This window comes from Agrobacterium sp. LAD9 (assembly GCF_003031125.1).
Taxonomy (GTDB): domain Bacteria; phylum Pseudomonadota; class Alphaproteobacteria; order Rhizobiales; family Rhizobiaceae; genus Agrobacterium; species Agrobacterium radiobacter.
The window spans coordinates 15,487-40,332 of sequence record NZ_PHGS01000006.1 but is presented as its reverse complement, the minus strand read 5'-3'; the positions used below and the strand labels follow the sequence as shown (position 1 = coordinate 40,332).

Here is a 24,846-nt window from a genome sequence, read left to right as displayed (position 1 = left end):
CCCAATATTGCTCCAGCCGCTTTTTCCGTTTCTTTTCAGTTTCTTCGTATTTCTGTCGCTTGCCTGTCGAATTTGGCCTCTTATAATGGGCCATGACAATAGCAAAACGAACGATTCCGCCCTTCACCTTCATCAGCCCCGAGCCTTTCGCGCCGCAGACATTCACGGACCCGAAAGAAGCTGTGGCGGCTTTGACCGCGCTTTACGAACGCAATACGGCGTTCCTCATCAACTCCTTCACCGACCTTGCCAAGGGCGCGCCGATCACCGGCCGTTACCGCGCCTGCTATCCGCAGGTCAGCCTGGAGACCGCCACCTTCGGCCATGTCGATTCGCGTCTCTCCTACGGCCATGTCACCGCCCCCGGCGTCTATACGACGACGATCACCCGGCCGGAGCTTTTCCGCCATTACCTGAAAGAGCAGCTGGGGCTTCTGATGAAGAACCACGGCGTTCCGGTGACGGTTGCTGAATCGGCCACGCCCATTCCGCTGCATTTCGCCTTCGGCGAAGGCGCTTATGTCGAAGCGGCGGCGGCATCCTCGCTCTCCGACGTGCCGTTGCGCGATCTTTTCGATACGCCCGATCTCAACAATACCGACGATCTCATCGCCAATGGCGAATATGATCAGGTGCCCGGCGAACCCGCGCCGCTCGCACCCTTTACCGCACAGCGCATCGATTATTCGCTGGCCCGCCTCAGCCATTATACGGCAACCAGCGCCAGCCATTTCCAGAACTTCGTGCTGTTCACCAACTACCAGTTCTATATTGATGAATTCGCCGCATGGGCGCGGCAGATGATGAAGAATGGCGGCGAAGGCTACACGGCCTTCGTGGAGCCGGGCAACATCATCACCCCTGCCGGCTCCGACAAGCCGGAAACGGACGCCGTTCTCGGCCGCCTGCCGCAGATGCCTGCCTATCACCTGAAGAAGAAGGGCCATGCCGGCATCACGCTCGTCAATATCGGCGTCGGTCCCTCCAATGCCAAGACGATCACTGACCATATCGCCGTGCTGCGCCCGCATGCCTGGCTGATGGTCGGCCATTGCGCCGGTCTGCGCAACAGCCAGCGGCTGGGCGATTATGTTCTTGCCCATGCCTATGTGCGTGAGGACCATGTGCTTGACGACGACCTGCCGGTCTGGGTGCCGATCCCGGCTCTGGCCGAGGTCCAATTGGCACTGGAAGGTGCGGTCGCCGAAGTCACCGGTTACGAGGGCTTCGAGCTGAAACGCATCATGCGCACCGGCACCGTCGCCACGATCGATAACCGCAACTGGGAGCTTCGCGATCAGGCCGGCCCGGTCAAGCGCCTGTCGCAATCGCGTGCCATCGCGCTCGACATGGAATCCGCCACCATCGCGGCCAACGGCTTCCGCTTCCGCGTGCCCTACGGCACCCTGCTCTGCGTCTCCGACAAGCCGCTGCATGGGGAATTGAAACTACCGGGCATGGCGACGGAGTTTTACCGCACACAGGTCGCCCAGCATCTGCAGATCGGCATTCGCGCTGTGCAGATGCTTGCGGCGATGCCGACGGAAACGCTGCATTCGCGCAAGCTTCGAAGCTTTTACGAGACGGCGTTTCAGTAAGATCGCACATCTTCGCCCTCAAGGTGGTGATGTCTGTTCATACACCTTGAGGCCGTGCGATGCGTGTGACTATCGACCTTGATGACGACTTGATGGCCGAGGCCATGGAAATCACCGGATTGTCCACCGTCGAGGCGACGGTTGGACGGGCTCTGAGAGAATTCGTCCGGGTACACTGGCAGAGACGTGCGCTTGAGGAACTGCGGGGGATTGGCTGGGAAGGCAATCTTGATGAAATCCGAGATGGCTCGGGCAAGGACGACGTCTAGCGGGCAGTGACGAAAGCCTGGAAACCTCTCCGTCGTCATCCTCGGGCTTGACCCGAGGATCCACCATCACACGCGGCAATGGATCCTCGGGTCAAGCCCGAGGATGACGTCGAGTGTGAGGGATGCTTTAACAGTCTGCCCACACAGACTGAATGAAGGCGACGTGTGCCTTTAAACCACCTTCACCGTCCCCTCCACACGCACGGGGAAATTCACCGATCTGGCGATAAAACATTTCTCATGCGCGTCATGGTGCAATTCGTCGGCTCTCGTGGCATCCCCCTTCGAAATGGTGATCACCGGCTTCAGCACCACCTCGTTGAATTGTCCGGCGCCGTCCTTTTCCATCAACAGCGTGCCTTCGGCATTGTCGACATAGTCTTCGACGATGATGCCGTTGACGGAGCAGAAATGCAGATACCAGAGCTTGTGGCAGGCCGAGAGTGAGGCGACCAGCAGGTCTTCCGGGTTCCAGCGGGAGGCATCGCCACGGAAGGCGGGGTCGGAGGAGCCGGCGATATCGGCTTTTCCCGAGGTGGAAATCGTATAGTCGCGTTCATAGTCGCGGTAGCCGGACGTCCCCTTGCCGCGATTGCCCGTCCATTTCACCTGAACGGCGTAATGATGTTCCTGTCCTGCCATGTAATTACTCCTCCCTTATCGTATCACGCAGGTGGTCGAGCCCCTTGCGCAGCGTCTCGATGATCTCATCCACTTCCGAACGGCTGATTGTCAGCGCCGGCGAGGCCAGCATGCGGTCTCCCGTGGCGCGCATGACGAGGCCGTTTGCCAGGCAATGGTTGCGCACCGCGGTTCCGATATCGTCGGGCTTCGCAAAACGTTTGCGTGTCGCCTTGTCGGCCGTTATCTGCAGGCCGCCCATCAGGCCGACATTGACAGCCTCGCCCACCAGTTCGTGGTCCTCAAGGCTTTTCCAGCCTTGCGAAAAATACGGGCCGATATCGTCGCGCACCCGCTCCACCAGCCCTTCGGTCTCGATGATGCGGAGATTTTCAAGCGCTGCGGCGGCGCAGACGGGGTGGCCGGAATAGGTGAAACCATGATTGAAGTCACCGACCTCAGACAACATCACTGCCGCCACCCGATCCGAGACGATGACGCCGCCTATCGGCAGATAACCTGATGACAGGCCCTTGGCGACGGGCGCGAAATCCGGCTCCACGCCAAAATGCTGATAGCCGAACCAGGAGCCGAGACGGCCGAAACCACAGATCACCTCATCGGAGACGAGGAGAATGTTGCGCGCCTTGCAGATGCGTGCGATTTCCGGCCAATAGGTCTCCGGCGGCACAATCACTCCACCTGCACCCTGAATGGGTTCGGCCACAAAAGCGGCAACGTTTTCCTCACCGAGCTCGTCGATCTTCGCTTCGAGTTCCCGGGCGACCTTCAGGCCGAATTCGGCAGGTGAAAGATCGCCACCCTCGGCGTACCAATAGGGCTGGCCGATATGGGCGATACCCTCGATCGGCAGGTTACCCTGCTCGTGCATCCATTTCATGCCGCCGAGCGAGGCTCCGGCCACCGTCGAGCCGTGATAGCCATTGCGCCTCGCAATCACCTTCGTCTTCGTCGGATGGCCGAGCGCCTTCCAGTAGACCCGCGCCATGCGGAACCAGGTATCGGTCGCTTCCGATCCGGAATTGGTGAAGAACACATGGTTCATGTCAGGCCCGGCGCGGGAGGCGATTTTCTGCGCCAGAAGTGTCGCCGGCGGCGTGGTGGTGCCGAAAAACGCGTTGTAATAGGGCAGCTCGTTCATCTGGCGCTGCACGACATCGGCGATCTCGCGGCGGCCATATCCGATATTCACGCACCAGAGGCCGGCAAAGGCGTCGAGATATTTCTTGCCGGTGCTGTCATAGATGAAAACCCCTTCCGCGCGCTCGATGATGCGAGTGCCGGCGGCATTCAGCTTGCCCATATCGGAAAAGGGATGAAGGTGATGGGCGGCATCGATGGCGGCGAGGTTGGACAGCGGCTTGGAGATTTCATTCATGACAGATCGCACTCCCATAAAGGCAACGGCGCTCACGCCACCGCGCCCGCCGAACATGGCCGGGCGGCTTCGATTTGGCAAGGCTGGCGTTTTTTAGGGGGAGCGCATGGAACGAGCGGTTGCCTCGCGCTCTTCAGCCAAGCGTCATGCGAAAAACGCCCGCCCCACCAAAACCTTCAATTCACCCGCATGAACTTTCAGCGCCACATCCCGCTCCATCGGCAGCAACTCGCCGTCGATGACGCATCGCAGGTCATGGCGCTTCTTGGGGAAATGCAGTTCCACATCCGTCACGGTCATGGCGGTGACGGCGGCGTTTTCCTTCAGCCTGCCGCGCAGAATGTCGAAAGCGAGTTTCGCAACGCCGGAGGGACGCAGCGGGTCGGCAAGATAAAAGCCGAGATGGCCGCCGGAGACATTATCCGCCACCATCAGCGAGCTCTGGCCGAACTCGTTGTTGGAGACGGAAATGGCCGAGACCTTGCGATGCTGCGTCCTGCCATTGACAGTATATTGCACCTCGAACACCGGCGGATTGAGGATGACGTTGATGGCGGCGCGGATGCTCGCCTTGATCTTGCCAAGACGGGAGGCGAAAGCGAGATTGTTGCGGTAGCGCACCATGCGCGAATGCAGACCTGCGGAAAACTGGTGGACGAAGAGGCGGCCATTGGCGCTGGCGATGTCGACACTGGCAATCTCGCCACTCGCCAGCGTTTCCAGCGCCTGGCGAATATCGAGCGGCAGCTTCAGCGAGCGGGCGAAGAGGTTCATGGTGCCGGCCGGAACGATGCCGAGCGCGATGCCGTGCTTCCAGGCGATGGCCGCTGCTGCGGAAATCGTGCCGTCGCCGCCGCCGGCAATGATGGCTTCAATGCCCGGTTCATCGGCGGCGCGTTCCATTTCCTCGACGATATCTTTTCCGGAGACCAGACGGCAATCGATCGTGTGGCCGGCACGGGTGAAAACGTCGCGGGCGTGTTCGCAATAGGCTTCCATGTCAGTGGTACGAAAAGTGCCGCCGTCGCGATTGAAAATTGCAATGAGCTTCATGTTTCCAACCCGATCCAGTAACGCAGCCGCGCGTAAATGCCTGTCGTCATATAGAGTTCCGAACACCATCGCGTGAAGATGCTCTTTTGCCGAGAATCGCTCTACCGCAACGCATCATTTCATGTTAGGGATCACTTAAGGTCATTTTCATGACCGCGCATCTCCAGTCAGGGCAGACCGCTCCCATACGGTCTTGCCCTTTTTTCTGTGGGCCCTTCCCGTTTTTCAGGTCACGATGAGCCAGTCGAATATTTCCGAAGCCCGCCCTGGCGCGGAGAATGAAACCGTTTACACGGCAGCGCCAGCCGTGGCCCTCTCCCCGCTTGCCATCGCACTTATCGAACTGGCGCTTGCCGCCGGCGGCTTCGGCATAGGCACCGGTGAATTCGCCATCATGGGCCTTTTGCCTGACGTTGCCACCACCTATGGCGTCACCGTCCCGCAGGCGGGTTACGTCATCACCGCCTATGCGCTCGGCGTCGTCATCGGCGCGCCGATCATTGCGGTGCTTGCCGCGCGCATAACGCGTCGTACCCTGCTTCTCGGCCTGATGGGGCTTTTTGCGGTCGGCAATATCCTGAGCGCCCTTGCACCTGATTTCCTGAGCTTCACCGTCCTGCGCTTCATCACCGGCCTGCCGCATGGCGCTTATTTCGGCGTTGCGGCGCTGGTGGCGGCCTCCATGGCGCCCATCCACAAGCGCGCCCGCGCCGTTGGCCGCGTCATGCTCGGCCTCACCATCGCCACCCTGCTCGGCACCCCGCTTGCCACCTTCTTCGGCCAGCTTCTCTCCTGGCGCGCAGCCTTCATGCTGGTCGGCGGCATCGGGCTGTTGACGGTCGCCCTGCTCTGGCTGTTCCAGCCGCGTGACAGGGTGGAGGAAGGTGCCAGCGTGTGGCGCGAACTTGGCGCTTTCCGGCGCGTGCAGGTGTGGCTGACGCTTGCCATCGCCGCCGTCGGTTTCGGCGGCATGTTCTCTGTGTTCAGCTATATCGCCAAGACCACCACCGATGTGGCGATGATGCCGGTTTCCACCGTTTCCATGGTGCTGGCGCTGTTCGGCATCGGCATGAATGTCGGCAATGTCGTCGGCTCGCGGCTGGCGGATATCTCGCTCAACGGCACGATTGGCGGCATGCTGGCCTTCAACGTGCTTGTCATGACCGTGTTCGGCATGACGGCGGACAATCCATTCATGCTCTGCCTCTGCGTCTTCCTGATCGGCTGTGGTTTTGCAGCCTGCCCGGCCGTGCAGACCCGGCTGATGGATGTGGCGCAGGATGCGCAGACGCTGGCTGCCGCCTCCAACCATTCCGCCTTCAACATCGCCAACGCGCTTGGCGCCTGGCTTGGCGGCCTCGTCATCGCCATGGGTTTCGGTTACGCCTCGACGGGTTATGTCGGTGCGGTTCTTTCCCTTCTCGGGCTTGGCGTTTTCCTCGTTTCCGTCACCGTCGAGCGGCGCGCAAAAGCCGGCTGAATGCCGGTTTTTTAACCGCTTGAATGCCCTTTCCGGGACCCGCCCGGAACCTTACGGAAATTTCACAATAGGCCCGCTTGACTCTTTTTCGTTTCAGGCGCAACACGGCGTTACGCACGGGCCGTGACCCGGAACTGTGCGGATTTCAACGGAGCATCATTAGATGTCTAGCGACAGTAGTAGTCGATTGCCTTTGCCGAAAGCGGCGAACGGGAACTGATCCGACCTCTGTCGGCTCACCACCGCGTTCGCCGTAATCGGCGAATCGACGGAAAGGTGAGCAATCATGAACTTCCACACTCTCTCCCAGAGAGCCAGCAAGGCCGCACGTCTTCTCCGCAGCGGAAATGCCGGTTCCACCACCATCGCAGAACGTGTCGAGCACCTCAACACGCTTGATACCGACGCAGCCGTAGCTGCCCTGCTTGCCATGCCGCAGGCAAAGGCCGTTGCCATTCTCGACCGGCCGGAACTGCATGACGCAGCCGCCATCATTGCCGGCATTCCGCTCGAACAGGCCGCCCGTTTCGTCAATCTCATGTCCGACGACCGCGTGGCCGACGTCATGGCGGAAATGGAAGAAGAGCCCCGCGCCAAGCTGTTTGCCCGGCTGGACCGCACCACGGCGCTCTCCATCCAGCATCTGATGGGCTATCCGCCGCGCACCGCCGGCTCCATCATGACCACGGAATTCGTCAGCGTGCCCGACAGCTGGACGGTGGAACAGACCCTTTCGCACATCCGCGTCGTCGAGCGGTCGCGTGAAACGGTCTATGCCATCTATGTGCTGGCGCAGGACGGGACACTCTCCACGGTCGTGACGCTGCGTCGCCTGCTGACCGGCGAACCGGGCGCTTCCATCCTCTCCGTCGCTTCGAAGGAGGGCATTGCCTATGCGAGCCCCCTGATGTCGCAGGAGGATGTCGCCCGGCTGATCCGCAAGCACGACCTTCTGGCCCTTCCCGTTGTCGATGACCATTCGCATATCCTCGGCATCGTCACCGTTGACGACGTGATCGACACCATGATCGCCGACACCACGGAAGACGCCCACAAATTCGGTGGTATGGAGGCGCTCGGCAAGCCCTATATGACGATCGGTTTTCCGGACATGATCCGCAAGCGCGCCGGCTGGCTCGCAGCCCTGTTCCTCGGTGAAATGCTGACGGCCAGCGCCATGCAGCATTTCGAGGGCGAACTGGAAAAGGCCGTGGTGCTGACGCTGTTCATTCCGCTCATCATGTCGTCAGGCGGCAACTCCGGTTCGCAGGCCACCTCGCTCATCATCCGGGCGCTGGCGCTCGGCGAACTGAAGCTTTCGGACTGGTGGCGCGTGCTGCTGCGCGAAATCCCGACGGGCCTGACCCTCGGCTGCATTCTGGGCGCCATCGGCTTCCTGCGTCTGACGGTCTGGCAGCAGGCAGGTTTCTACGATTACGGCGAACACTGGCTGCTGGTCGGTGCAACCGTTTTCGCGGCGCTTGTCGGCATCGTCACCTTCGGTTCGCTGGCCGGTTCCATGCTGCCCTTCATCCTGCAGCGCCTGCGGCTCGACCCCGCCAGCGCCTCTGCCCCCTTCGTTGCCACGCTGGTGGATGTCACCGGCCTTATCATCTACTTCTCGGTGGCGCTGGCGATCCTCAGCGGCACATTGCTCTAAAGACAAAAGGCCCGCTCGAAAGAGCGGGCCTTTTCATTTGCGATGGGAAAAGCGAGAAGCCCTGCCCTCAGCCGCCGGCATTGATGACGCCCGTTCCCAGTAGGGCGAGCAGAATGAAACCGATGACCACGCGGTACCAGACAAAGGGCATGTAGCTCTTGGTCGAGACCAGCTTGAGGAAAACCACGATCACGGCGTAACCGACCACGAAGGCGATGAGGGTCGCAAGCCCGGTCTGCCCCCAGCCGACTGGATTGTCCTCACCGATGCTCTTGAAGAGCTGGTAGAAGCCGGAGCCGAAGACGGCGGGAACGGCGAGCAGGAAGGAATAACGCGCCGCCGCCTCGCGGGTGTAGCCCAGAAGCAGGCCGGCGCTGATGGTGCCGCCCGAACGCGAAACACCGGGGATGAGCGCCATGGCCTGCGCGAAACCGAACAGGATGCCGTCGCGCCAGATCAGCTGGTTGAGCTTGTAACGCTTCTCCCCGATCCTGTCGGCAAGACCGAGAACGATGCCAAAGACGATCAACATCACAGCGGTGATATAGAGGTTGCGCAGCGAATGTTCGATGGCATCCTTGAAGAACAGGCCCAGAAACACGATCGGCACCGAACCGACGATGATCAGCCAGCCCAGCCGGGCATCAGCCTTGTTATATTCGCCAAGGCGCAGGTTCTGCCGCAGCCAGGCAGCTGCAATCCGCATAATATCGGACCAGAAATAGACCAGCACCGCCATTTCCGTGCCGATCTGGGTAATTGCGGTGAAGGCGGCCCCGGGATCCGCGCCGGAGGGCAGGAACTCCCCGGCAATCCTCAGATGCGCGCTTGAAGAAATCGGAAGAAACTCCGTAAGTCCTTGCAAAAGGCCGAGAAATCCGGCCTCCATCCAACCCATACTCATGTGCTTTGATGTCCCTGCTGCGAATCGAGTTTGCAGCATTATGCATCAATCGGGGCAAATCCGTGTTGCATCGCACCATGAAAAATGGCCTGCACGGGACGTGCTTTTACCTGTGATTTCTCTCAGGCCGCCTTCTCCGCAGCCTGCGGAAGCTGGGTGTATTTCGCGCCGTTCTTGCAGACGACATGGGCATCCCCCCAGCTTTTCAGCGCCGAAATGACCGGTCGCATCGTCTCGCCGAGCGGTGTCAGCGCATAGTCCACCCGCGGCGGCACCACCGGGAAGACGGTGCGCGAAACCAGGCCCGCTTCCTCCAGTTCCCGCAGCTGCTTGGTCAGCATGCGCTGGGTGACGCTGGGAATATGGCGGCGCAGCTCGTTGAAACGCAGCGTACCCTCATTGATGAGATGATAAAGGATCACGCCCTTCCATTTGCCGTCGAGAAAACTCAAGGCCGATTCCACCGGGCAGCCGGGAAAGTTGCCGGTAAGCTTGGCGCGCGGTCGCGACATCACAGTATCCTTTTTGTATGTATCATCACAAAATGTGCATTCTTGCGATCGATGTTCATATGTATCAAGTAAGAGGCACGCAAACAAGCAAAGGAGACTGTTCATGCGCGCCATCGGTTACAGGACCAGCCAGCCCATCACGGCGAAAGACGCCCTCGTCGATATCGACCTGCCCCAGCCTGAAGCGAAAGGGCACGACATTCTGGTGGAAGTGAAGGCCGTTTCGGTAAACCCCGTCGACACCAAGGTGCGCCGCAACCAGACGCCGGAAAACGGCGAACCACGCGTGCTCGGCTTCGATGCTGCCGGCGTGGTGAAGGCCGTCGGCGACAAGGTCTCGCTGTTCAAGCCCGGCGACGAGGTATTCTACGCCGGTGTCATCAACCGCCCCGGCTCCAACAGCGAATTCCATCTCGTCGATGAGCGCATTGTCGGCACAAAGCCCAAATCACTGAATTTCGAGGAAGCGGCCGCCCTGCCGCTGACCGCAATCACCGCTTATGAGACGCTGTTCGACCGGCTGCGGGTGAAGGAGCCCGTTCCGGGCGCGGCCAATGCCGTTCTGGTCATCGGCGGCGCTGGTGGCGTCGGCTCCATCGCCGTCCAGCTTCTGCGGGCGCTAACCGACCTCACCGTCATCGCCACCGCTTCGCGGCCGGAGACGATTGCCTGGGTGAAGGAACTCGGCGCACATCACGTCATCGATCACAGCAAGCCGATCGCGCCGCAGGTGGAGGCGCTCGGGCTCGGTGCGCCGGGCTTCGTCTTCTCCACCACCCATAGCGACATTCATGCCGCCGACAGTGTGGCGACCATCGCGCCGCAGGGCCGTTTCGCGCTGATCGACGATCCGGCCGGCGGTTTCGACGTCATGGCCTTCAAGCGCAAATGCGTATCGATCCATTGGGAAATGATGTTCGCCCGCGCCGTCTTCCAGACGCCTGACATGATCGAGCAGCACCGGCTGCTCAACCACGTGGCCGAGCTTGTCGATGCCGGCAAGATCAAGACGACGCTGACAGAGGTTTTCGGCACCATCAATGCCGCAAATCTCATCAAGGCGCACGCGCTGATCGAAAGCAACAAGGCCAAGGGCAAGATCGTGCTTTCGGGCTTCTGATCATCAACGAGGCGTCCGCATCGCGGGCGCTTCTCTCCGCTTACGGAGGTGTTTGGGCCGTGCGCAAAACCGCGCGGCCATTCCTGTCAGTCGTCGTCCGGGTCTTCCGGGCACGGCCAGGAGGCCGGCGCGGTGAGGCCGTTCGGTAATTTGGTCTTGGCGTCACCGCAGGCAATATCGATCTGTTTCTGGTCGAGGCCGGTGGCCGTGGAAAGATCGACCCCTTCAATCCGGGTCAGGAGCAGGAAGGCGCTGGTGAAATCCACCGGGCCGCCAAGCTTCGCGCCGCCGAAACGGGCGCGTGACAGGTTGGTGAGCGAGAATTTCGAGCCGTTCAGCGTCGCCCCCTCAAAGTCAGCACGGCCGAGTTCAGCCTTGGTGAAATCCGTGCCGTCCAGCTTGGTGTTTTCGAATTTGGTCCGCTGCATTTCGGCATTGACGAATTTGGCATTGGTGGCGTCGGCGGCGGAAAAATCGCTGCGATAAGCTTCCACCTTGGTCAGATTGGCGCCCTGAAGGTTCGCCTCGCCAAGGGCCGTACGGATGAGCTTGGCCTTTTCGAGATTGGCGCCCTTTAGCGAAGAACCGCGCAGATCCGTATAGGTGAAATCCGTGCCGTAGAGCATCGCCGAATCGAGATTGCTGCCGCCCAGCATCAGCAGACGCTTGTTGCATTCGCGCCAGTCGATGCCGGCCATGGCATCGGTACGGCAGCTTGCGGCCACCAGCGGGCCGCCGCTGAAAGAAACGGCAATCATCGCAAGCGCCGCCACACCGGCAACGCACCCTGTCTTCCGCACGATATTCAGCCTTTGAAAGCCGGACATTCTTTCACTCCCTGTCGTCTTGCGACGGCACCTAGGACCATATGCACGTTCAAGGCGTTACCGCATCGCTGAACCACAATCCACGGGCCACGCGACCATGCAACACCCCAACATCCTATATGTAAGAAATCGAAGAGCAATCCACAAATACTGACGGGGGACGGGCCATCAACGCTGCTCTTTCGTCATGCCGGACTAGATTCGGCATCCAGTCACGGCGCGTCTGCGCCGTGAGGAGAGTCTTTTGCGATCAAAGACTTGATCGCGCCGGCCCCCGAATCAAATCCGGGGTGACGGCGTTCAAACGCCACGGCGTCGCTAAACGACGTCAACGATCCAGACGGTTCGGACCCACCATCACATATTGGCGTAAACCGGCCCTTCGCCACCCTGCGGCGGCACCCAGTTGATGTTCTGGTTGGGGTCCTTGATATCGCAGGTCTTGCAGTGCACGCAGTTCTGCGCGTTGATGACGTAGACCTCCTGGCCGTCCTTCTCCACCCACTCATAAACACCGGCCGGACAATAACGCGTGGACGGGCCGGCAAAGACGTCGTGTTCGGAGCGCTTCTGCAGCTCCATGTCCTTCACCTGAAGGTGGACCGGCTGGTCTTCCTCATGGTTGGTGGAGGACAGGAACACTGAGGACAGGCGGTCGAAGGTCAGGACGCCATCCGGTTTCGGATAGGCGATCGGCTTGTGCTTGGAAGCAGGCTCGAGGCTCTGCGCATCCGTCTTGCCGTGCCTCAGCGTGCCGAAGAAGGAGAAGCCGAACAGCTGGTTCGTCCACATGTCGAGGCCGCCAAGGCCGACACCGACGAGCGTGCCGAATTTCGACCACAGCGGCTTGACGTTGCGGACCCGCTTCAGGTCCTTGCCGATATCGCCTTCGCGCCATTCGGCCTCGATCTCGGCCACCTCGTCATGGGCGCGGCCGGCGGCAATCGCCACGGCGATCTTTTCCGCCGCCAGCATGCCCGACAGCACCGCATTGTGGCTGCCCTTGATGCGCGGCACGTTGACGAAACCGGCGGAACAGCCGATCAGCGCGCCGCCCGGGAAGGTGAGCTTCGGCACCGACTGGTAGCCACCTTCGGTAATTGCGCGCGCACCATAGGAAATGCGCTTGCCGCCCTCGAAGGTGTCGCGGATGGCCGGATGTGTCTTGAAACGCTGGAATTCCTCGAAAGGATAAAGATAGGGGTTCTTGTAATTGAGGTGCACCACGAAGCCGACGGCAACGAGATTGTCCTCCAGATGATACAGGAACGAGCCGCCACCGGTCTTGAAACCGAGCGGCCAGCCGAAGGAATGCTGCACGAGGCCCTGTTTGTGGTGTTCCGGCTTGACCTGCCAGAGTTCCTTGATGCCGATGCCGAATTTCTGTGGCTCGCGATCTTTCGAGAGGTCGAATTTGGAAATCAGCTCCTTGGCGAGCGATCCACGCACGCCCTCTCCAACAAGCACATATTTGCCGTGCAGCTCCATACCGCGGGTGAAGGCGGGACCAGGCTCGCCATTCTTCTCGATGCCCATATCGCCGGTGGCGACGCCGATGACGGCGCCTTCGTCATTATAGAGCACTTCCGTGGCGGCAAAGCCCGGATAGATCTCGACGCCGAGCCCTTCCGCCTTTTCCGCCAGCCATCGACAGACCAGCCCGAGCGAGACGATGTAGTTGCCATGATTGTTCATCAAGGGCGGCATCATGAAATTCGGCAGGCGGATGGAGCCGGCCGGGCCTAAGAACATGAACTGGTCGTCCTTGACCTCGGTCTTGAAGGGATGCCCCTCCTCTTCGCGCCAGCCGGGCAGAAGACGGTCGATGCCGATGGGATCGACCACCGCGCCCGAGAGGATGTGCGCACCGACTTCCGCGCCTTTTTCCAGAACGACGACCGAGAGCTCGGGCTCCACCTGCTTCAGGCGGATCGCGGCGGCAAGACCCGCGGGACCCGCGCCAACGATCACAACGTCGAATTCCATCGCTTCGCGTTCGGGCAGTTCCATCGCTTGCGTCATCTCGTCCTCTCAGATCGCCGGTCCCATCCGGCTGTTGTTATATATCCGCTTACCGGCATCGTCGGCGCATCGCCTGCGCCGGACAAAAAGCCATCCGCGACACCACATTTACCAGCGTCTGTCTTCGCAAAGCAGGACGCCTTTGTCGAGCTTCTATAGCGGCAAAACATGTCGCACGCCAGTCAATTGTCAGACAACCTGATGATTGAATTATTACTTTTACGTTCACGTAAGATACAGATTATGACCGGAAAGGGAGAGCGTCAAGGGTTATGGCATTTAGAGGACGTTCCCGATCAGAATTAAGCAGCGAAAAGTCCGGTACTGAGCGCTTTCAAAATATCAGTCTGAGCTTCTATTTCGGGCCAACAGGGCCACTCATGAGAGCATCGTGCCCCGGCGGAGCCCACGCTAGGGTCGCGGATATCTTCGCAAAGATATGCACATCATCCACTGGATTTATTGCTTCGTGCTATTGTGAGTTGCGCATAAACCGCACTGCTCGTTATATACCTCACTCGGACGGCAAATTCTTCCGTCTCGAAACCGCGTCCTACTGGCAAGAGGTGAAATATGCTTCTGGATAAGATAGCGCCCGGCAAGACAGTGTTTGAAGTTGAGGGGCTGCCCGCCCTCTACGGAGGAGACGGATACTGGCAGACCGCGCTACCAATGCCGCTAACCTCGACGCTCTGGCATTCACTTGTAGCTCTACCCCATCCGCGCCGAGGTTATCCTGATTTCGCTGAACCAGGGGAAGTGCCCGTTGCGCTGGAGAATGACGACGGCTCAGGTGATTCGCCCAACACCATTATGCTTGAAACAGCACGCTGGCTGATTGCGAATGACGAAGAGGTTGAGCGCACGATCATTAAGACCATTCTTGCCGATCTGCCTACCCTGCGGCGCATTGAGAGCCAGGTGATGGGCAAGCAGGTACTTCCTGAACTGTGGGACGAGCCAACGATACGCCCGCTAATCCGCCTCCTCTATATAGTTATTCATGATGTCAGGGGCCAGCTTCCCTATTTCGGAGTAGAATTTGCCTGCACCTGGGAAGACGAGCATGGATACGGGATTATGTTCCACGGAACGGAGGTCGTGAAGACTGGTGGAGGCGATATTCCCAATCTTTCCTGGGTCGCCGCCCGACACGCCAAGAACGACGCTTAATCTTTGCTTCTGAGCAAACCGCGACAATGCGGATTTAATGAACGAGTGGCAAATTCGCGTGATGGACGCAGGATAAGTCGTTCTTTCCAAAAACAGACTCAGTTCAAATCTCTCCACACCCCAATCAAACCGCCCATTCCTCATCCGTCGTGAACACGATCGTCAGCCAGCGGTCACTGCCCTCGCCGCCCAGCGCATCGCCGATCTCGTCGCGGATCGCATCCCATTCCTCCAGACGCCGGGCCGGCCAGTTCTTCGGCACGATGAAGAAGAGTTCGATCTGACGGCCGCGGCCGACGCGGGCGACATAGGAATAGTGCGAAGCGAAGCCGAATTTTTCCACCGTCTCGGCCGCCACCCTGTCCACATGCTGCTTGAATTCCAGCGGGGTCACCAGAAGGATGTCGGCCAGCGCCTGCTTCACATTGCCGAGCGGCATGGGGATGATGACGAGGCAGACCAGCGCCAGCACGGCCGGGTCGATATAGGGCGAAAGCCATGCCTGCGACGTTCCCGTCAGCCCGTAACCCACGGCGAAGGCGATAAAGAGCGCGATGCTCAAAAGCGCGCTCATCAACCAGCTTTTGGCATCCAGCGCCACGAAGGCGGATTTCAGCCGGCGGTTCTGCCTTTTGACGAACCACGCCATGGCGAGCGAGACGGCAAAGCTGAGGAAGGTGACGATGATCGCGTAGTCGAACTCGATCGACCTGCCGCCATCCATCAGGCTGTCGATGGCATTGATGAGCGCATAGATCGCAGCGCCCATCAACAGCGTGCCGTTGAGGCCGAGCACCATCGGCTCCAGGTGCCAGAAACCCATGGTGAAACGCTCCACCAGTCGGCCGCCCGGCCTTGGCGCTGCGGAGGCGGCGATCAGCCGCGCGACCAGCAGCGCCAGCACCGTCATGAAAGCGTCGGTCAGCGCATAGACACCATCGAAAACCACCGCGAAGGAGCCGGAGAACAGGCCCGCGCCGATACCGAAGAGCGCCAGGAGAACCGTGACGGCAATGGAGAATTTCAGCAGGGATTGTTCTGTCATGACGTGTATTTTTCCTTCAAAACCGGGCGCCACCTTCATAGAGGGTTTTCGCCATTCTTCGAATCGCGAAAACGCTCTAACTCTTTGTTTTATCGCATTTCCGGACGGAAAACCGGGGTCCACTTTTCCTGGAAATGCTCTATAAACAGCACATAGCGCACTCACAAGACAGGATAAAACCCATGGATTTCGGCATTTCCGGCAAACGCGCCCTCGTTCTCGCCTCCTCTCGCGGCCTTGGGCTGGGCCTTGCGACGGCGCTGGCGAAAGAAGGCGCGCATGTCCTTCTCGTCGGCAGAAGCGGCGATAAGCTGGAGGCAAACTGCAAGGCGATCAATGCGCTCGGCAAGGGCAAGGCCGACTGGGTCTGGGGCGATCTTGCCGATGACAATTTCGTCGTCGCCATGGTTCAGGCGGTCAAGGACAAGCTCGGCGGCATCGATATTCTCGTCAACAATACCGGCGGTCCGACCCCGGGCCTTGCGCAGGAGATGACGGTCGAAAAGCTCGATACCTTCTTCCAGTCCATGGTGCTGCGCGTCATCACGCTCACCAATGCGCTTCTGCCTGACATGAAGGAGCAGGGTTTCGGCCGCATCCTCACCGTCGCCTCGTCAGGCGTGTTTGAGCCGATCGCCAATCTTGCGCTTTCCAACACGCTGCGCGGCGCGCTGGTCGGCTGGAGCAAGACGCTGTCCTCCGAAGTAGCCTCCTTCGGCATCACCTCCAACCTGCTCCTGCCCGGCCGTATCCATACCGACCGCATCGATGAGCTTGATGGCGCCAACGCCAAGCGTCTCGGCAAGAGCGTCGAGGAAATCCGCGAGGCCTCCGTCAAGAGCATCCCGGCCGGCCGCCTCGGCACGGTGGAGGAATTCGCCGCCGCCGGCGCTTTCCTCTGCTCGGTTCCGGCAAGCTACATCACCGGCACGATGCTGAGAGTGGATGGCGGCGCGGCGAAGTCGAACTAAGGCCGAATAGATACGAATCCGTCAGGAGGCCGCTCCGTAAATCACGTAGCGGTTCCGGCCGGTATTCTTGGCCTCGTAGAGGGCGGTGTCGGCACGGCGCAGGACATCGCTCGCGCTCTCGCCCGGATTTGCAAAGGCAATGCCCGCCGAGCAGCTATATCGGAAACCGGGCATGTCTGCGAGCGGTGACGCCTGCGCCAGTGATGACAGCACCCCCTGCATGACTGCCTCCGCGCTCAAAACGCGTGAACCGCCGAGCATCAACAGGAACTCCTCGCCGCCGATCCGCCCGACGAGATCGTCGCGGGCGACCGCAGAGGAAAGCCGGGCGGCGAAGTCTTTCAGAACCAGATCGCCGCAGACATGGCCAAAGCGGTCGTTCACCGACTTGAAGTGGTCTATATCGATGATGATGACGGCGAGCGCCTCGGCCTTGTTGGGGCCAAGCCGGTGATTGAGAATATCCATGACGTAGCGGCGGTTGCCGAGACCGGTCAGCTCGTCGCTCAGGGCGGATTTCAACGCCCTGTCCCGCTCCTGGCGAAGATCGCGCAGTTCAACGCCGAGCTCGGAAATATCGGTGACGACGCACAACATCCAGCCACCCGGCAGCGTCGTCTCGGTCGTGAGCATCCAGCGCCCGTCATTGAGGCCGGTCTCGATGGTGCGGAACGGCAGCTTGCCGCGCCTCGTTCTCGCGGAGCGCAGCCACAGCTCGAAATCGGAGGTCTCGATGGCCGTGCCGGCGGAGTTGCGGTAACCGCTGCGCATGAGCTCAACCCATGTCGGAAACTCGTCCGGACCGAGGCCAAGCGCCGTGCGGAATGCCGTGTTGGCGAAACGCAGTTCATCGCCGCCGTCGAAAAGCGCATAACCCTGCTGAGACGCCTCCATCAGGTCCATGAGATGGCGGTTGAAGCTGTCCGCATCGCCGCGAACGCGGGCGTTTCGCGCCGGCGACACGTCTTCGAGGGTGGAACGGGCCGGCTTTCGGGACATCGGGGCTCCGTCTGCAAACACAACAAATACAAAAATAAATCTGCTCTTTAACGCTATAGTTCAGCCTTATACTCGCTTTATGCGAAAAAATATTTAATGCGGGCGGCAGGGCGGCCTTCCACCCATGGCGATTACTTCATGCAAATTTCACAATAAACCCGGGTGCAGGTGCTTGCCATTCCGTCGGCCCTGTGCAATCAACCGCCCTCCTCTGACATCGGGGTGCCAAAGGCATCCCTTATTTTCGCGCTGGGCCGCCTTTCAGGCCGGGCGGGTTTTTCTATCGGCGACAAGGATATGGCGATGACGCAAAAGCGGGCTCTCGGCCTCGATTTCGGCACGACCAACACGGTCATGGCTCTTTCCGACGGCGGCGGCGAAAGCCGTTCCATGCGCTTCACCAGCAGCGCAGGCACGGATGACAGCATGCGCACCGCGCTCTCCTTCATGAAGGATGCCGGCCTTGGTGCGGCCGCCCTGCATGTGGAAGCGGGCCATGCCGCCATCCGCCAATTCATCGACAATGCCGGCGACTGCCGTTTCCTGCAGTCGATCAAGACATTTGCGGCCTCGCCGCTGTTTCAGGGCACGCTGATCTTCGCCAAGCGCCAGAGCTTCGAGGACCTGATGGACGTGTTCCTGCGCAAGCTGAGGACCTATGCCGGCGAGGAATGGCCAGGTGACGTTTCCACCGTCATCGCCGGCCGGCCGGTGCGTTTCGCCGGCAGCAATCCGGATGAGACGCTGGCGCTTGCCCGTTACAACGAGGCGCTCACCCGGGCAGGCTTCCCTGATATCCACTATGTCTACGAGCCGGTGGCGGCCGCCTATTATTTCGCCCAGAGCCTGAAGAAGGACGCCAATGTGCTGGTGGCGGATTTCGGCGGCGGCACCACGGACTATTCGCTGATCCGTTTCGAGACCCATGCCGGCAAGCTTTCCGCCACCCCCATCGGCCATTCCGGCGTCGGTGTTGCGGGCGACCATTTCGATTTCCGCATGATCGACAATCTGGTCTCGCCCGAGATCGGCAAGGGCAGCAAGTTCAAAAGCTTCGACAAGGTGCTGGACGTGCCCTCGGGTTATTACGTGAATTTCGGCCGCTGGAACCAGCTGTCGATCTTCAAGACCTCGAAGGAATTCACCGCGCTGAAATCGCTGGTGCGCTCGGCGCTGGAGCCAGAAAAACTCGAACTCTTCATCGATCTGGTCGACCACGACGAGGGCTACCCGCTCTATCAGGCGATTTCCGCCACCAAGATGGCGCTGTCTTCTGCGGAAGAAGCGGAGTTCAACTTCTCACCGCTCGGCAAGGCCGGCCGCAAGATGGTGAAGCGCAGCGATTTCAACAACTGGATCGCTGACGACCTCGCCAAGATAGAAGAAGCGCTCGACGAGGTTCTGGAAAAGACGAAGGTTGCGCCCGAGGCGATCGACAAGGTGTTCCTGACCGGCGGCACCTCCTTCGTGCCGGCGGTGCGCGAGCTTTTCACCCGCCGTTTCGACGCCGACCGCATCGAAAGCGGCGGCGAGCTGCTCTCGATTGCCCATGGTCTCGCCATGATCGGCGAAAGCGGCGACATTCAGCGCTGGACAGCGTGATTTACGGGTTCCCCGGGCGGGGAACATGGGGTAATTTCCGCCCATGATCGCCGCTCACGACCTCTCCCCGGCCGAACTCGCCGCCCTCCTGCATTTCCATGCGGATGCGGGCGTGGACTGGATGCTGGAAGAGACCCCGGTCGACCGTTTCGCTGAATTCGCCGCCGCCCGCCCTGCCCGATCCGCGCCGGCACAGGAGACCACCGCGGCTTCACACCAGATGGAAAGGCCAGCGGATCGCCGTGCCGACGCGCCTCAGCGGCAGGCGGCAACGCGCAGCGCCCCGGCGCGTGGCGCGCCAGCCGCGCCCGCTCTTCAGCAGAATGTCGCCATGCCCGACGAGCAGGCCGTGGCGGCGGCGCGTTTTGCGGCGGAAAGCGCGAGATCGCTTGCCGAGCTGAAAACCGCGCTTGAGGGTTTCAGCGGCTGCAACCTCAAGAACAGCGCGCGCAATACGATTTTCACCGCAGGTGATGCCGCCTCCGCCATCATGGTCATCGGCCCGATGCCTGACGCGGATGACGACCGCGAGGGCCTTCCCTTCGCCGGCAAAACGGGGCTTTTGCTCGACCGCATGCTGGCGGCCATCGGGCTTGAGCGCAGCACCATCATGCTCGGCAATGTCGTGCCCTGGCGGCCGCCGGGCAACCGCCCGCCGACGCAGGCCGAGATGGATATCTGCCGCCCCTTCATCGAGCGACAGATCGCGCTTGCCGAGCCGAAACACCTGTTGCTTCTTGGCAACTTTACCGCACGTTTCTTCTTTGGCGGCACCGGCACCATCCATACGCTGCGCGGACAGTGGCGTGATGTCGCAGCCGGACACCTGGTTTTGCCGGCTCTCGCAAGCCTGCACCCACAGGAACTGTTGAACGCGCCAGCGAGTAAGTCATTGGCATGGCAGGATTTATTGGCTTTTCAGGCAAAGATCGCCCAAGGCTGACTGCCTCATTCCTACTCAATGTAAATGAATTATGAAAAAAGCCATGCGCATTACGCATAACAGCGGCGCATTTGGCCGGCTTGCCGAATCCATGCTGCGCTGCGATATAGCGATCATGTCTTGGGAGGAATTCGGTTTAAGGAACCAAGGCAATGACCACTCGCTTCCGTCCGGTACATTCCGGCTTTGAAACGCTCCGTCTGGCGGGCCTCGGCCCTCGCTCCAGTCAGGGCTACCATCGTTTCGGTGCAGCCGCAAACGAACAGATGACCGCACGCGCTGCCATGCAGCAGATCCGCGTGACGCGTCCCTCGGCAGTCTTCGCGGATTTCCGCGAGCGCTGAGAAGCACTCAGGCCAGTCTAGCACTGGCTCATAGATATGATTGCGCGCTGGCGTCTTTCTTCGGGAAGGCGCCTTTTGCTTTTGCGTGTTTTCACGATTATAGACCTCCGTCATGCCGGACCTGATCCGGCATCCAGCCAGCCCAAGTCCTTGGGCTGAAAGGAGTCTTTCCAACACGCAGACGCGTGTCGACTGGATTCCGGCTCATGGCCGGAATGACGGACACACAAAACGGCCAGTGTATAGCGGCCGAGGAAACATCCCTCACCCCTGCGGCGTCGAAGCCTTGCGCGCCGCCCGTCTCGCCAATCCCAGCTGATGTTCGCGGAAAATGATGAAGATACCGGCGAGGATGACGATCGCCGTACCGATCAGCATCGTCACCGTCGGAATATCACCGAACAGAATGTAGGACACCGCGATGCCGAAGACGATGGAGCTGTATTCGAAGGGGGCAATAACGGAGACTTCCGCATGGCGGTAACTCTCCGTCAGGAAGATTTGCGCGACGCCGCCGCAGATGCCGCTGGTGATCAAGAGCATCGCCTGCGTCACGCTCAGCGAATTCCAGCCGAAGGGCACGCTGATGAGCGATAACAAAGTGGCGGTGAGCGAAAAATAGAGCACGATGGTCGGCGTCTTTTCCGTTTCCACCAATTGCCGCACCTGGATCATGGCCAGACCGCCCAGCGCCGCGCCGCATAGCACGGCAATGGCCCCCAGCCCCTCACCCGCGGCAAAGCCGCCCTCACTCAGAAGCGTCATCTTCGGCCACAGAATCACCAGCACGCCCATCATGCCGACAAACACCGCACTCCAGCGATAGATGCGCACCTTTTCATGCAGGACGAAGGCGGCGAAAACGACGGCGAGAAGCGGCGAGGCATAACCGATGGCGATGAATTCCGGCAGCGGCAGCATGGTCAGCCCATAAAAACCGCAGGCCATCGAGAGGATGCCCAGAAAACCGCGCTTGAAATGGCCGAGGAGATTGTTGGTGTGCAGCGCGCTCGCCAGCGCATGCAGCCAGGCGAGATAAACGACGATCGGGATGATGGCGAAGGCGGAACGGAAGAAGGTGATCTGGCCGGCCGGCACGTCACCTGCGGCCTTGATACAGGTCTGCATGACAAGAAAAAAGCCGACCGAAATCAGCTTCATGCTAATCCCGCGAAAGGGATTCATCGGTTCGGCGTTCATTGGCAGTTACTCATATCGGCTGCGCAAACACGCCATCGGGAGATTTTCATGCGGGAGAGGACGACGCAGGGGAAGTGGATGTACCAAGGCTAGAGCATTCTTCCGGGGCTTTACAACAAAAAATGTTATTCACTCATGAATTCCGTTGATCTGGCGAGGGTTCGTTCGCACACCTGCGGGAACGATCGCAGACGAAAAGCGACGCGCGCTAAAATTTGAAGAAAATAAAATATAATTTCAGCAATCGTTCAACATTTGCTGCCATGGTCCACGGGTCCGGCGGCGGGAGGATTGTCTGCATGGCCGGCAAAGCTTTCCATGGCGGGACAGGACGTCCTCCGATGCGCACATGAACGTGACGAATACTCTACCCATTTTACATCCGGGACTTATGGCGACATGATGCCGGGAAGACCACGCCAAGTTATTCAGGGACAGTCATGCGAACAGACACGGGCCAGATCGTTCACCTGGCAGATTACCGCCCCACCGATTTCGTTCTGGAGCGGGTGGATCTCACCTTCGAACTCGACCCCAAGAATACCAAGGTCGAAGCCCGTTTGATCTTTCACCGGCGCGAAGGCGCTGAGCGGCAGGCGCCGCTCGTCCTTGATGGCGACGAGCTGAAGCTTTCCGGCCTGCTGCTCGACCAGGTGGAGCTTCCCGTCGGCCAATATGAGGCGACGCCCGACAGCCTGACCATCCGCGATTTGCCGGCCGAATCTCCCTTCGAGATCTGCGTCACCAATTACATCAATCCGCAGATCAATACGCAGCTGATGGGGCTTTACCGCACCAATGGCGTTTATTGCACGCAATGCGAGGCGGAAGGTTTCCGCCGTATCACCTATTTCCCCGACCGGCCGGATGTTCTGGCGCCCTATACGGTGACGATCATCGCGGCGAAGGAAGGCAATCCGCTGCTGCTCTCGAACGGCAATTTCCTCGGCGGCGGCAATTACGATGAAGGCCGTCACTTCGCAGCCTGGTTCGATCCGCATCCGAAACCCAGCTATCTCTTCGCGCTTGTCGCCGGCGATCTCGGCGTGGTGGAAGATACCTTCACCACCATGTCCGGCCGCGAGGTGGCGTTGAAGATTTATGTCGAGCACGGCAAGGAGCCGCGCGCGGCTTACGCCATGGGTGCGCTGAAACGTTCCATGACATGGGACGAAGAGCGCTTCGGCCGCGAATACGACCTCGATATCTTCATGATCGTCGCCGTGTCCGACTTCAACATGGGCGCGATGGAGAACAAGGGTCTCAACGTCTTCAACGACAAATTCGTGCTGGCCGACCCGGAAACCGCCTCCGATGCTGACTACGCCAATATCGAGCGTATCATCGCCCATGAATATTTCCACAACTGGACGGGCAACCGCATTACCTGCCGCGACTGGTTCCAGCTCTGCCTGAAAGAAGGCCTGACGGTCTATCGCGATCAGGAATTTTCCGCCGACATGCGCTCGCGGCCGGTCAAGCGCATCGCCGATGTGCGCCACCTGAAATCGGAGCAGTTTCCCGAGGATTCCGGCCCGCTGGCGCACCCGCCGCGCCCGGATACCTATCGCGAAATCAACAATTTCTACACAACGACCGTCTATGAAAAAGGTGCAGAAGTCACGAGGATGATCGCCACGATCCTCGGCGCTGATGATTTCAAGAAGGGCATGGACCTCTATTTCGAGCGCCATGACGGCGAAGCCGCGACCGTCGAGGATTTCGTCAAGAGTTTCGCCGATGCGAGCGGCCGCGACCTCTCGCAATTTTCGCTCTGGTACACGGAAGCGGGCACACCGCTCGTCTCCGTCTCATCGGCTTATGATGCGGGCAATGCCACCTTCAGACTGACGCTGGAACAGACCGTGGCGCCGACGCCCGGCCAGCCGGTGAAGCAGCCGCGCCATATTCCGCTGTCGCTGGCGCTGATCCTCGACAATGGCCAGATCGCCGAACCGCAGGCCGTCGAAGGCGGCGAGTATCGCAATGGCGTGCTGCATCTGACCGAACGCAACCAGACCTTCTCCTTTACCGGCATCTCGTCGAGGCCGGTGCTGTCTATCAACCGCAGCTTCTCGGCACCGATCAATCTGGATTTCGAGCAGAATGCGGCCGATCTGGTGCAGATCGCCCGGCATGAGACTGACATGTTCGCCCGTTTCCAGGCGCTGACCGATCTCGCCCTGCCGGCGCTGATTGCCGCCACCAAGGCGGTGCAGAAGGGCGAAGAAACACAGACGGATGCGGCTCTCTCCGCCACGCTCATCGAAATCATCGGCAACGACGCGCTTGAGCCGGCATTCCGGGCGCAGGCGCTGGCCTTGCCGAGCGAAACGGATATCGCCCGCGAACTCGGCGGCAACACCGATCCCGATGCCATCCACAAGGCGCGCAATGCCACGATCAAGGCGATTGCCACGTCCGGCCTAGAAACGCTGCGGCGGCTTGCTGATAGTGCTGCCAATGGCGAGGCTTACAGCCCCGACGCCGACAGCGCCGGACGCCGTTCGCTGCGCAATGGCGCCCTGAGCTTCCTCGCCTTTGCCGAGGGAACACCGGAGCGGGCGGCGAAGGCCTTTGCCGACGCCACCAACATGACCGATCTCGCCCATGCGCTCAGTGTCCTGACCCAGCGTTTCCCGGAAAGCACGGAAACAAAGGAAGCGCTTGCCGCCTTCGAAAAACGCTTTGCCGACAATGCACTCGTTCTCGACAAATGGTTCTCGCTGCAGGCAGCCATTCCGGGCGAAGGCGCGCTGGAGCGTATCAAGGGGCTGATGAAATCGAAACATTTCATCGCCACCAATCCGAACCGGGTGCGCTCGCTGGTCGGCACGCTTGCCTTCTCCAACCCCACCGGCTTCCACCGAGCCGATGGCGCGGCCTATCGTTTCCTTGCGGAACAGATCATCGCCATCGACAAGCGCAATCCGCAGCTGGCCGCCCGCATTTTGACCTCCATGCGCTCCTGGCGATCGCTGGAGGCAAGCCGTGCCGAACATGCGAAAGCCGCGCTTTCGACCATTGCCGAGGCGAAGGACCTGTCGACGGATGTAAGCGACATCGTCGGGCGTATCCTCAAGGGCTGATCGTCCGCCGAAGCT

21 protein-coding genes are annotated in these 24,846 nt (G+C 60.3%); 11 read left to right on the top strand and 10 right to left on the bottom strand.

What is annotated here, in order from left to right:
• The first annotated feature begins 92 nt into the window (after positions 1-92).
• Both amn and DA915_RS05095 read left to right on the top strand, forming a co-directional pair.
• The gene (gene amn, locus DA915_RS05100) at positions 93-1,598 is read left to right on the top strand and encodes an AMP nucleosidase (protein WP_107675312.1); all 1,506 of its coding nucleotides are present in this window, start codon (positions 93-95) and stop codon (positions 1,596-1,598) included.
• Between the two features lie 59 nt (positions 1,599-1,657).
• Positions 1,658-1,867 (top strand): type II toxin-antitoxin system VapB family antitoxin, encoded by a 210-nt coding sequence (locus DA915_RS05095; RefSeq protein ID WP_003509983.1) that lies wholly within the window; start codon positions 1,658-1,660, stop codon positions 1,865-1,867.
• Positions 1,868-2,038: 171 nt separating this feature from the next.
• On the opposite strand, the gene DA915_RS05090 is transcribed toward DA915_RS05095, so the two are convergent.
• The 3 genes from DA915_RS05090 to DA915_RS05080 all read right to left on the bottom strand — a co-directional run bounded on the left by DA915_RS05090 (position 2,039) and on the right by DA915_RS05080 (position 4,940).
• Entirely contained in the window at positions 2,039-2,509 is a 471-nt protein-coding gene (locus DA915_RS05090; protein WP_107675311.1) for an OsmC family protein, read from the bottom strand.
• A 4-nt stretch (positions 2,510-2,513) separates the two neighbouring features.
• Positions 2,514-3,887: an aspartate aminotransferase family protein gene (locus tag DA915_RS05085; protein ID WP_162692512.1), complete on the bottom strand. Its 1,374-nt coding sequence runs from the start codon at positions 3,885-3,887 to the stop codon at positions 2,514-2,516.
• A gap of 144 nt (positions 3,888-4,031) precedes the next feature.
• The gene (locus DA915_RS05080; protein ID WP_003509989.1) at positions 4,032-4,940 is read right to left on the bottom strand and encodes a diacylglycerol kinase family protein; all 909 of its coding nucleotides are present in this window, start codon (positions 4,938-4,940) and stop codon (positions 4,032-4,034) included.
• A gap of 235 nt (positions 4,941-5,175) precedes the next feature.
• Between DA915_RS05080 and DA915_RS05075 the strand changes: the two genes are divergently transcribed.
• Positions 5,176-6,420 (top strand): MFS transporter, encoded by a 1,245-nt coding sequence (locus DA915_RS05075; protein WP_080866556.1) that lies wholly within the window; start codon positions 5,176-5,178, stop codon positions 6,418-6,420.
• Positions 6,421-6,706: 286 nt separating this feature from the next.
• Positions 6,707-8,080: a magnesium transporter gene (gene mgtE, locus DA915_RS05070; protein WP_020809600.1), complete on the top strand. Its 1,374-nt coding sequence runs from the start codon at positions 6,707-6,709 to the stop codon at positions 8,078-8,080.
• A 67-nt stretch (positions 8,081-8,147) separates the two neighbouring features.
• Here the strand turns inward: mgtE and DA915_RS05065 are convergent, their stop codons facing one another.
• Together DA915_RS05065 and DA915_RS05060 are read right to left on the bottom strand one after the other, a co-directional pair.
• The gene (locus DA915_RS05065; RefSeq protein ID WP_003509996.1) at positions 8,148-8,984 is read right to left on the bottom strand and encodes an undecaprenyl-diphosphate phosphatase; all 837 of its coding nucleotides are present in this window, start codon (positions 8,982-8,984) and stop codon (positions 8,148-8,150) included.
• 122 nt (positions 8,985-9,106) lie between these two features.
• Positions 9,107-9,496, bottom strand: coding sequence for a helix-turn-helix domain-containing protein (locus DA915_RS05060; RefSeq protein WP_099085529.1), 390 nt, complete (start codon positions 9,494-9,496; stop codon positions 9,107-9,109).
• Between the two features lie 103 nt (positions 9,497-9,599).
• On the opposite strand from DA915_RS05060, the gene DA915_RS05055 reads away from it, so the two are divergent.
• A complete protein-coding gene (locus DA915_RS05055) occupies positions 9,600-10,616 on the top strand; it encodes a zinc-binding alcohol dehydrogenase family protein (RefSeq protein WP_003510000.1) in 1,017 nt (338 codons plus the stop codon).
• Between the two features lie 86 nt (positions 10,617-10,702).
• On the opposite strand, the gene DA915_RS05050 is transcribed toward DA915_RS05055, so the two are convergent.
• Complete coding sequence (locus DA915_RS05050; RefSeq protein ID WP_020809597.1) at positions 10,703-11,443, bottom strand: pentapeptide repeat-containing protein; 741 nt, start codon at positions 11,441-11,443, stop codon at positions 10,703-10,705.
• A 357-nt stretch (positions 11,444-11,800) separates the two neighbouring features.
• A complete protein-coding gene (locus tag DA915_RS05045; protein WP_107675309.1) occupies positions 11,801-13,465 on the bottom strand; it encodes an electron transfer flavoprotein-ubiquinone oxidoreductase in 1,665 nt (554 codons plus the stop codon).
• A 573-nt stretch (positions 13,466-14,038) separates the two neighbouring features.
• Here DA915_RS05045 and DA915_RS05040 point away from each other — a divergent pair.
• Positions 14,039-14,638, top strand: a complete 600-nt coding sequence (locus DA915_RS05040) for a hypothetical protein (protein ID WP_107675308.1) — start codon at positions 14,039-14,041, stop codon at positions 14,636-14,638.
• Positions 14,639-14,762: 124 nt separating this feature from the next.
• On the opposite strand, the gene DA915_RS05035 is transcribed toward DA915_RS05040, so the two are convergent.
• Positions 14,763-15,683, bottom strand: a complete 921-nt coding sequence (locus DA915_RS05035; protein WP_080866555.1) for a cation diffusion facilitator family transporter — start codon at positions 15,681-15,683, stop codon at positions 14,763-14,765.
• A 182-nt stretch (positions 15,684-15,865) separates the two neighbouring features.
• Between DA915_RS05035 and DA915_RS05030 the strand changes: the two genes are divergently transcribed.
• On the top strand, positions 15,866-16,654 hold the full coding sequence (locus tag DA915_RS05030) for an SDR family oxidoreductase (protein ID WP_107675307.1): 789 nt from the start codon (positions 15,866-15,868) through the stop codon (positions 16,652-16,654).
• A 21-nt stretch (positions 16,655-16,675) separates the two neighbouring features.
• Here DA915_RS05030 and DA915_RS05025 read toward each other — a convergent pair whose 3' ends face one another.
• Entirely contained in the window at positions 16,676-17,653 is a 978-nt protein-coding gene (locus tag DA915_RS05025) for a diguanylate cyclase (RefSeq protein ID WP_192886411.1), read from the bottom strand.
• 303 nt (positions 17,654-17,956) lie between these two features.
• Here DA915_RS05025 and DA915_RS05020 point away from each other — a divergent pair, with 303 nt between their 5' ends.
• The 3 genes from DA915_RS05020 (at position 17,957) to DA915_RS05005 (ending at position 20,542) form a co-directional block, all read left to right on the top strand.
• Complete coding sequence (locus DA915_RS05020) at positions 17,957-19,255, top strand: Hsp70 family protein (protein WP_031233668.1); 1,299 nt, start codon at positions 17,957-17,959, stop codon at positions 19,253-19,255.
• Positions 19,256-19,298: 43 nt separating this feature from the next.
• The gene (locus tag DA915_RS05015) at positions 19,299-20,198 is read left to right on the top strand and encodes a uracil-DNA glycosylase family protein (RefSeq protein ID WP_107675306.1); all 900 of its coding nucleotides are present in this window, start codon (positions 19,299-19,301) and stop codon (positions 20,196-20,198) included.
• Between the two features lie 152 nt (positions 20,199-20,350).
• Positions 20,351-20,542: a hypothetical protein gene (locus tag DA915_RS05005; protein WP_107675305.1), complete on the top strand. Its 192-nt coding sequence runs from the start codon at positions 20,351-20,353 to the stop codon at positions 20,540-20,542.
• 264 nt (positions 20,543-20,806) lie between these two features.
• On the opposite strand, the gene DA915_RS05000 is transcribed toward DA915_RS05005, so the two are convergent.
• Positions 20,807-21,742: a DMT family transporter gene (locus DA915_RS05000; RefSeq protein ID WP_107675304.1), complete on the bottom strand. Its 936-nt coding sequence runs from the start codon at positions 21,740-21,742 to the stop codon at positions 20,807-20,809.
• Between the two features lie 440 nt (positions 21,743-22,182).
• On the opposite strand from DA915_RS05000, the gene pepN reads away from it, so the two are divergent.
• Complete coding sequence (pepN, locus tag DA915_RS04995) at positions 22,183-24,831, top strand: aminopeptidase N (RefSeq protein WP_107675303.1); 2,649 nt, start codon at positions 22,183-22,185, stop codon at positions 24,829-24,831.
• The last annotated feature ends 15 nt before the right edge of the window (positions 24,832-24,846 follow it).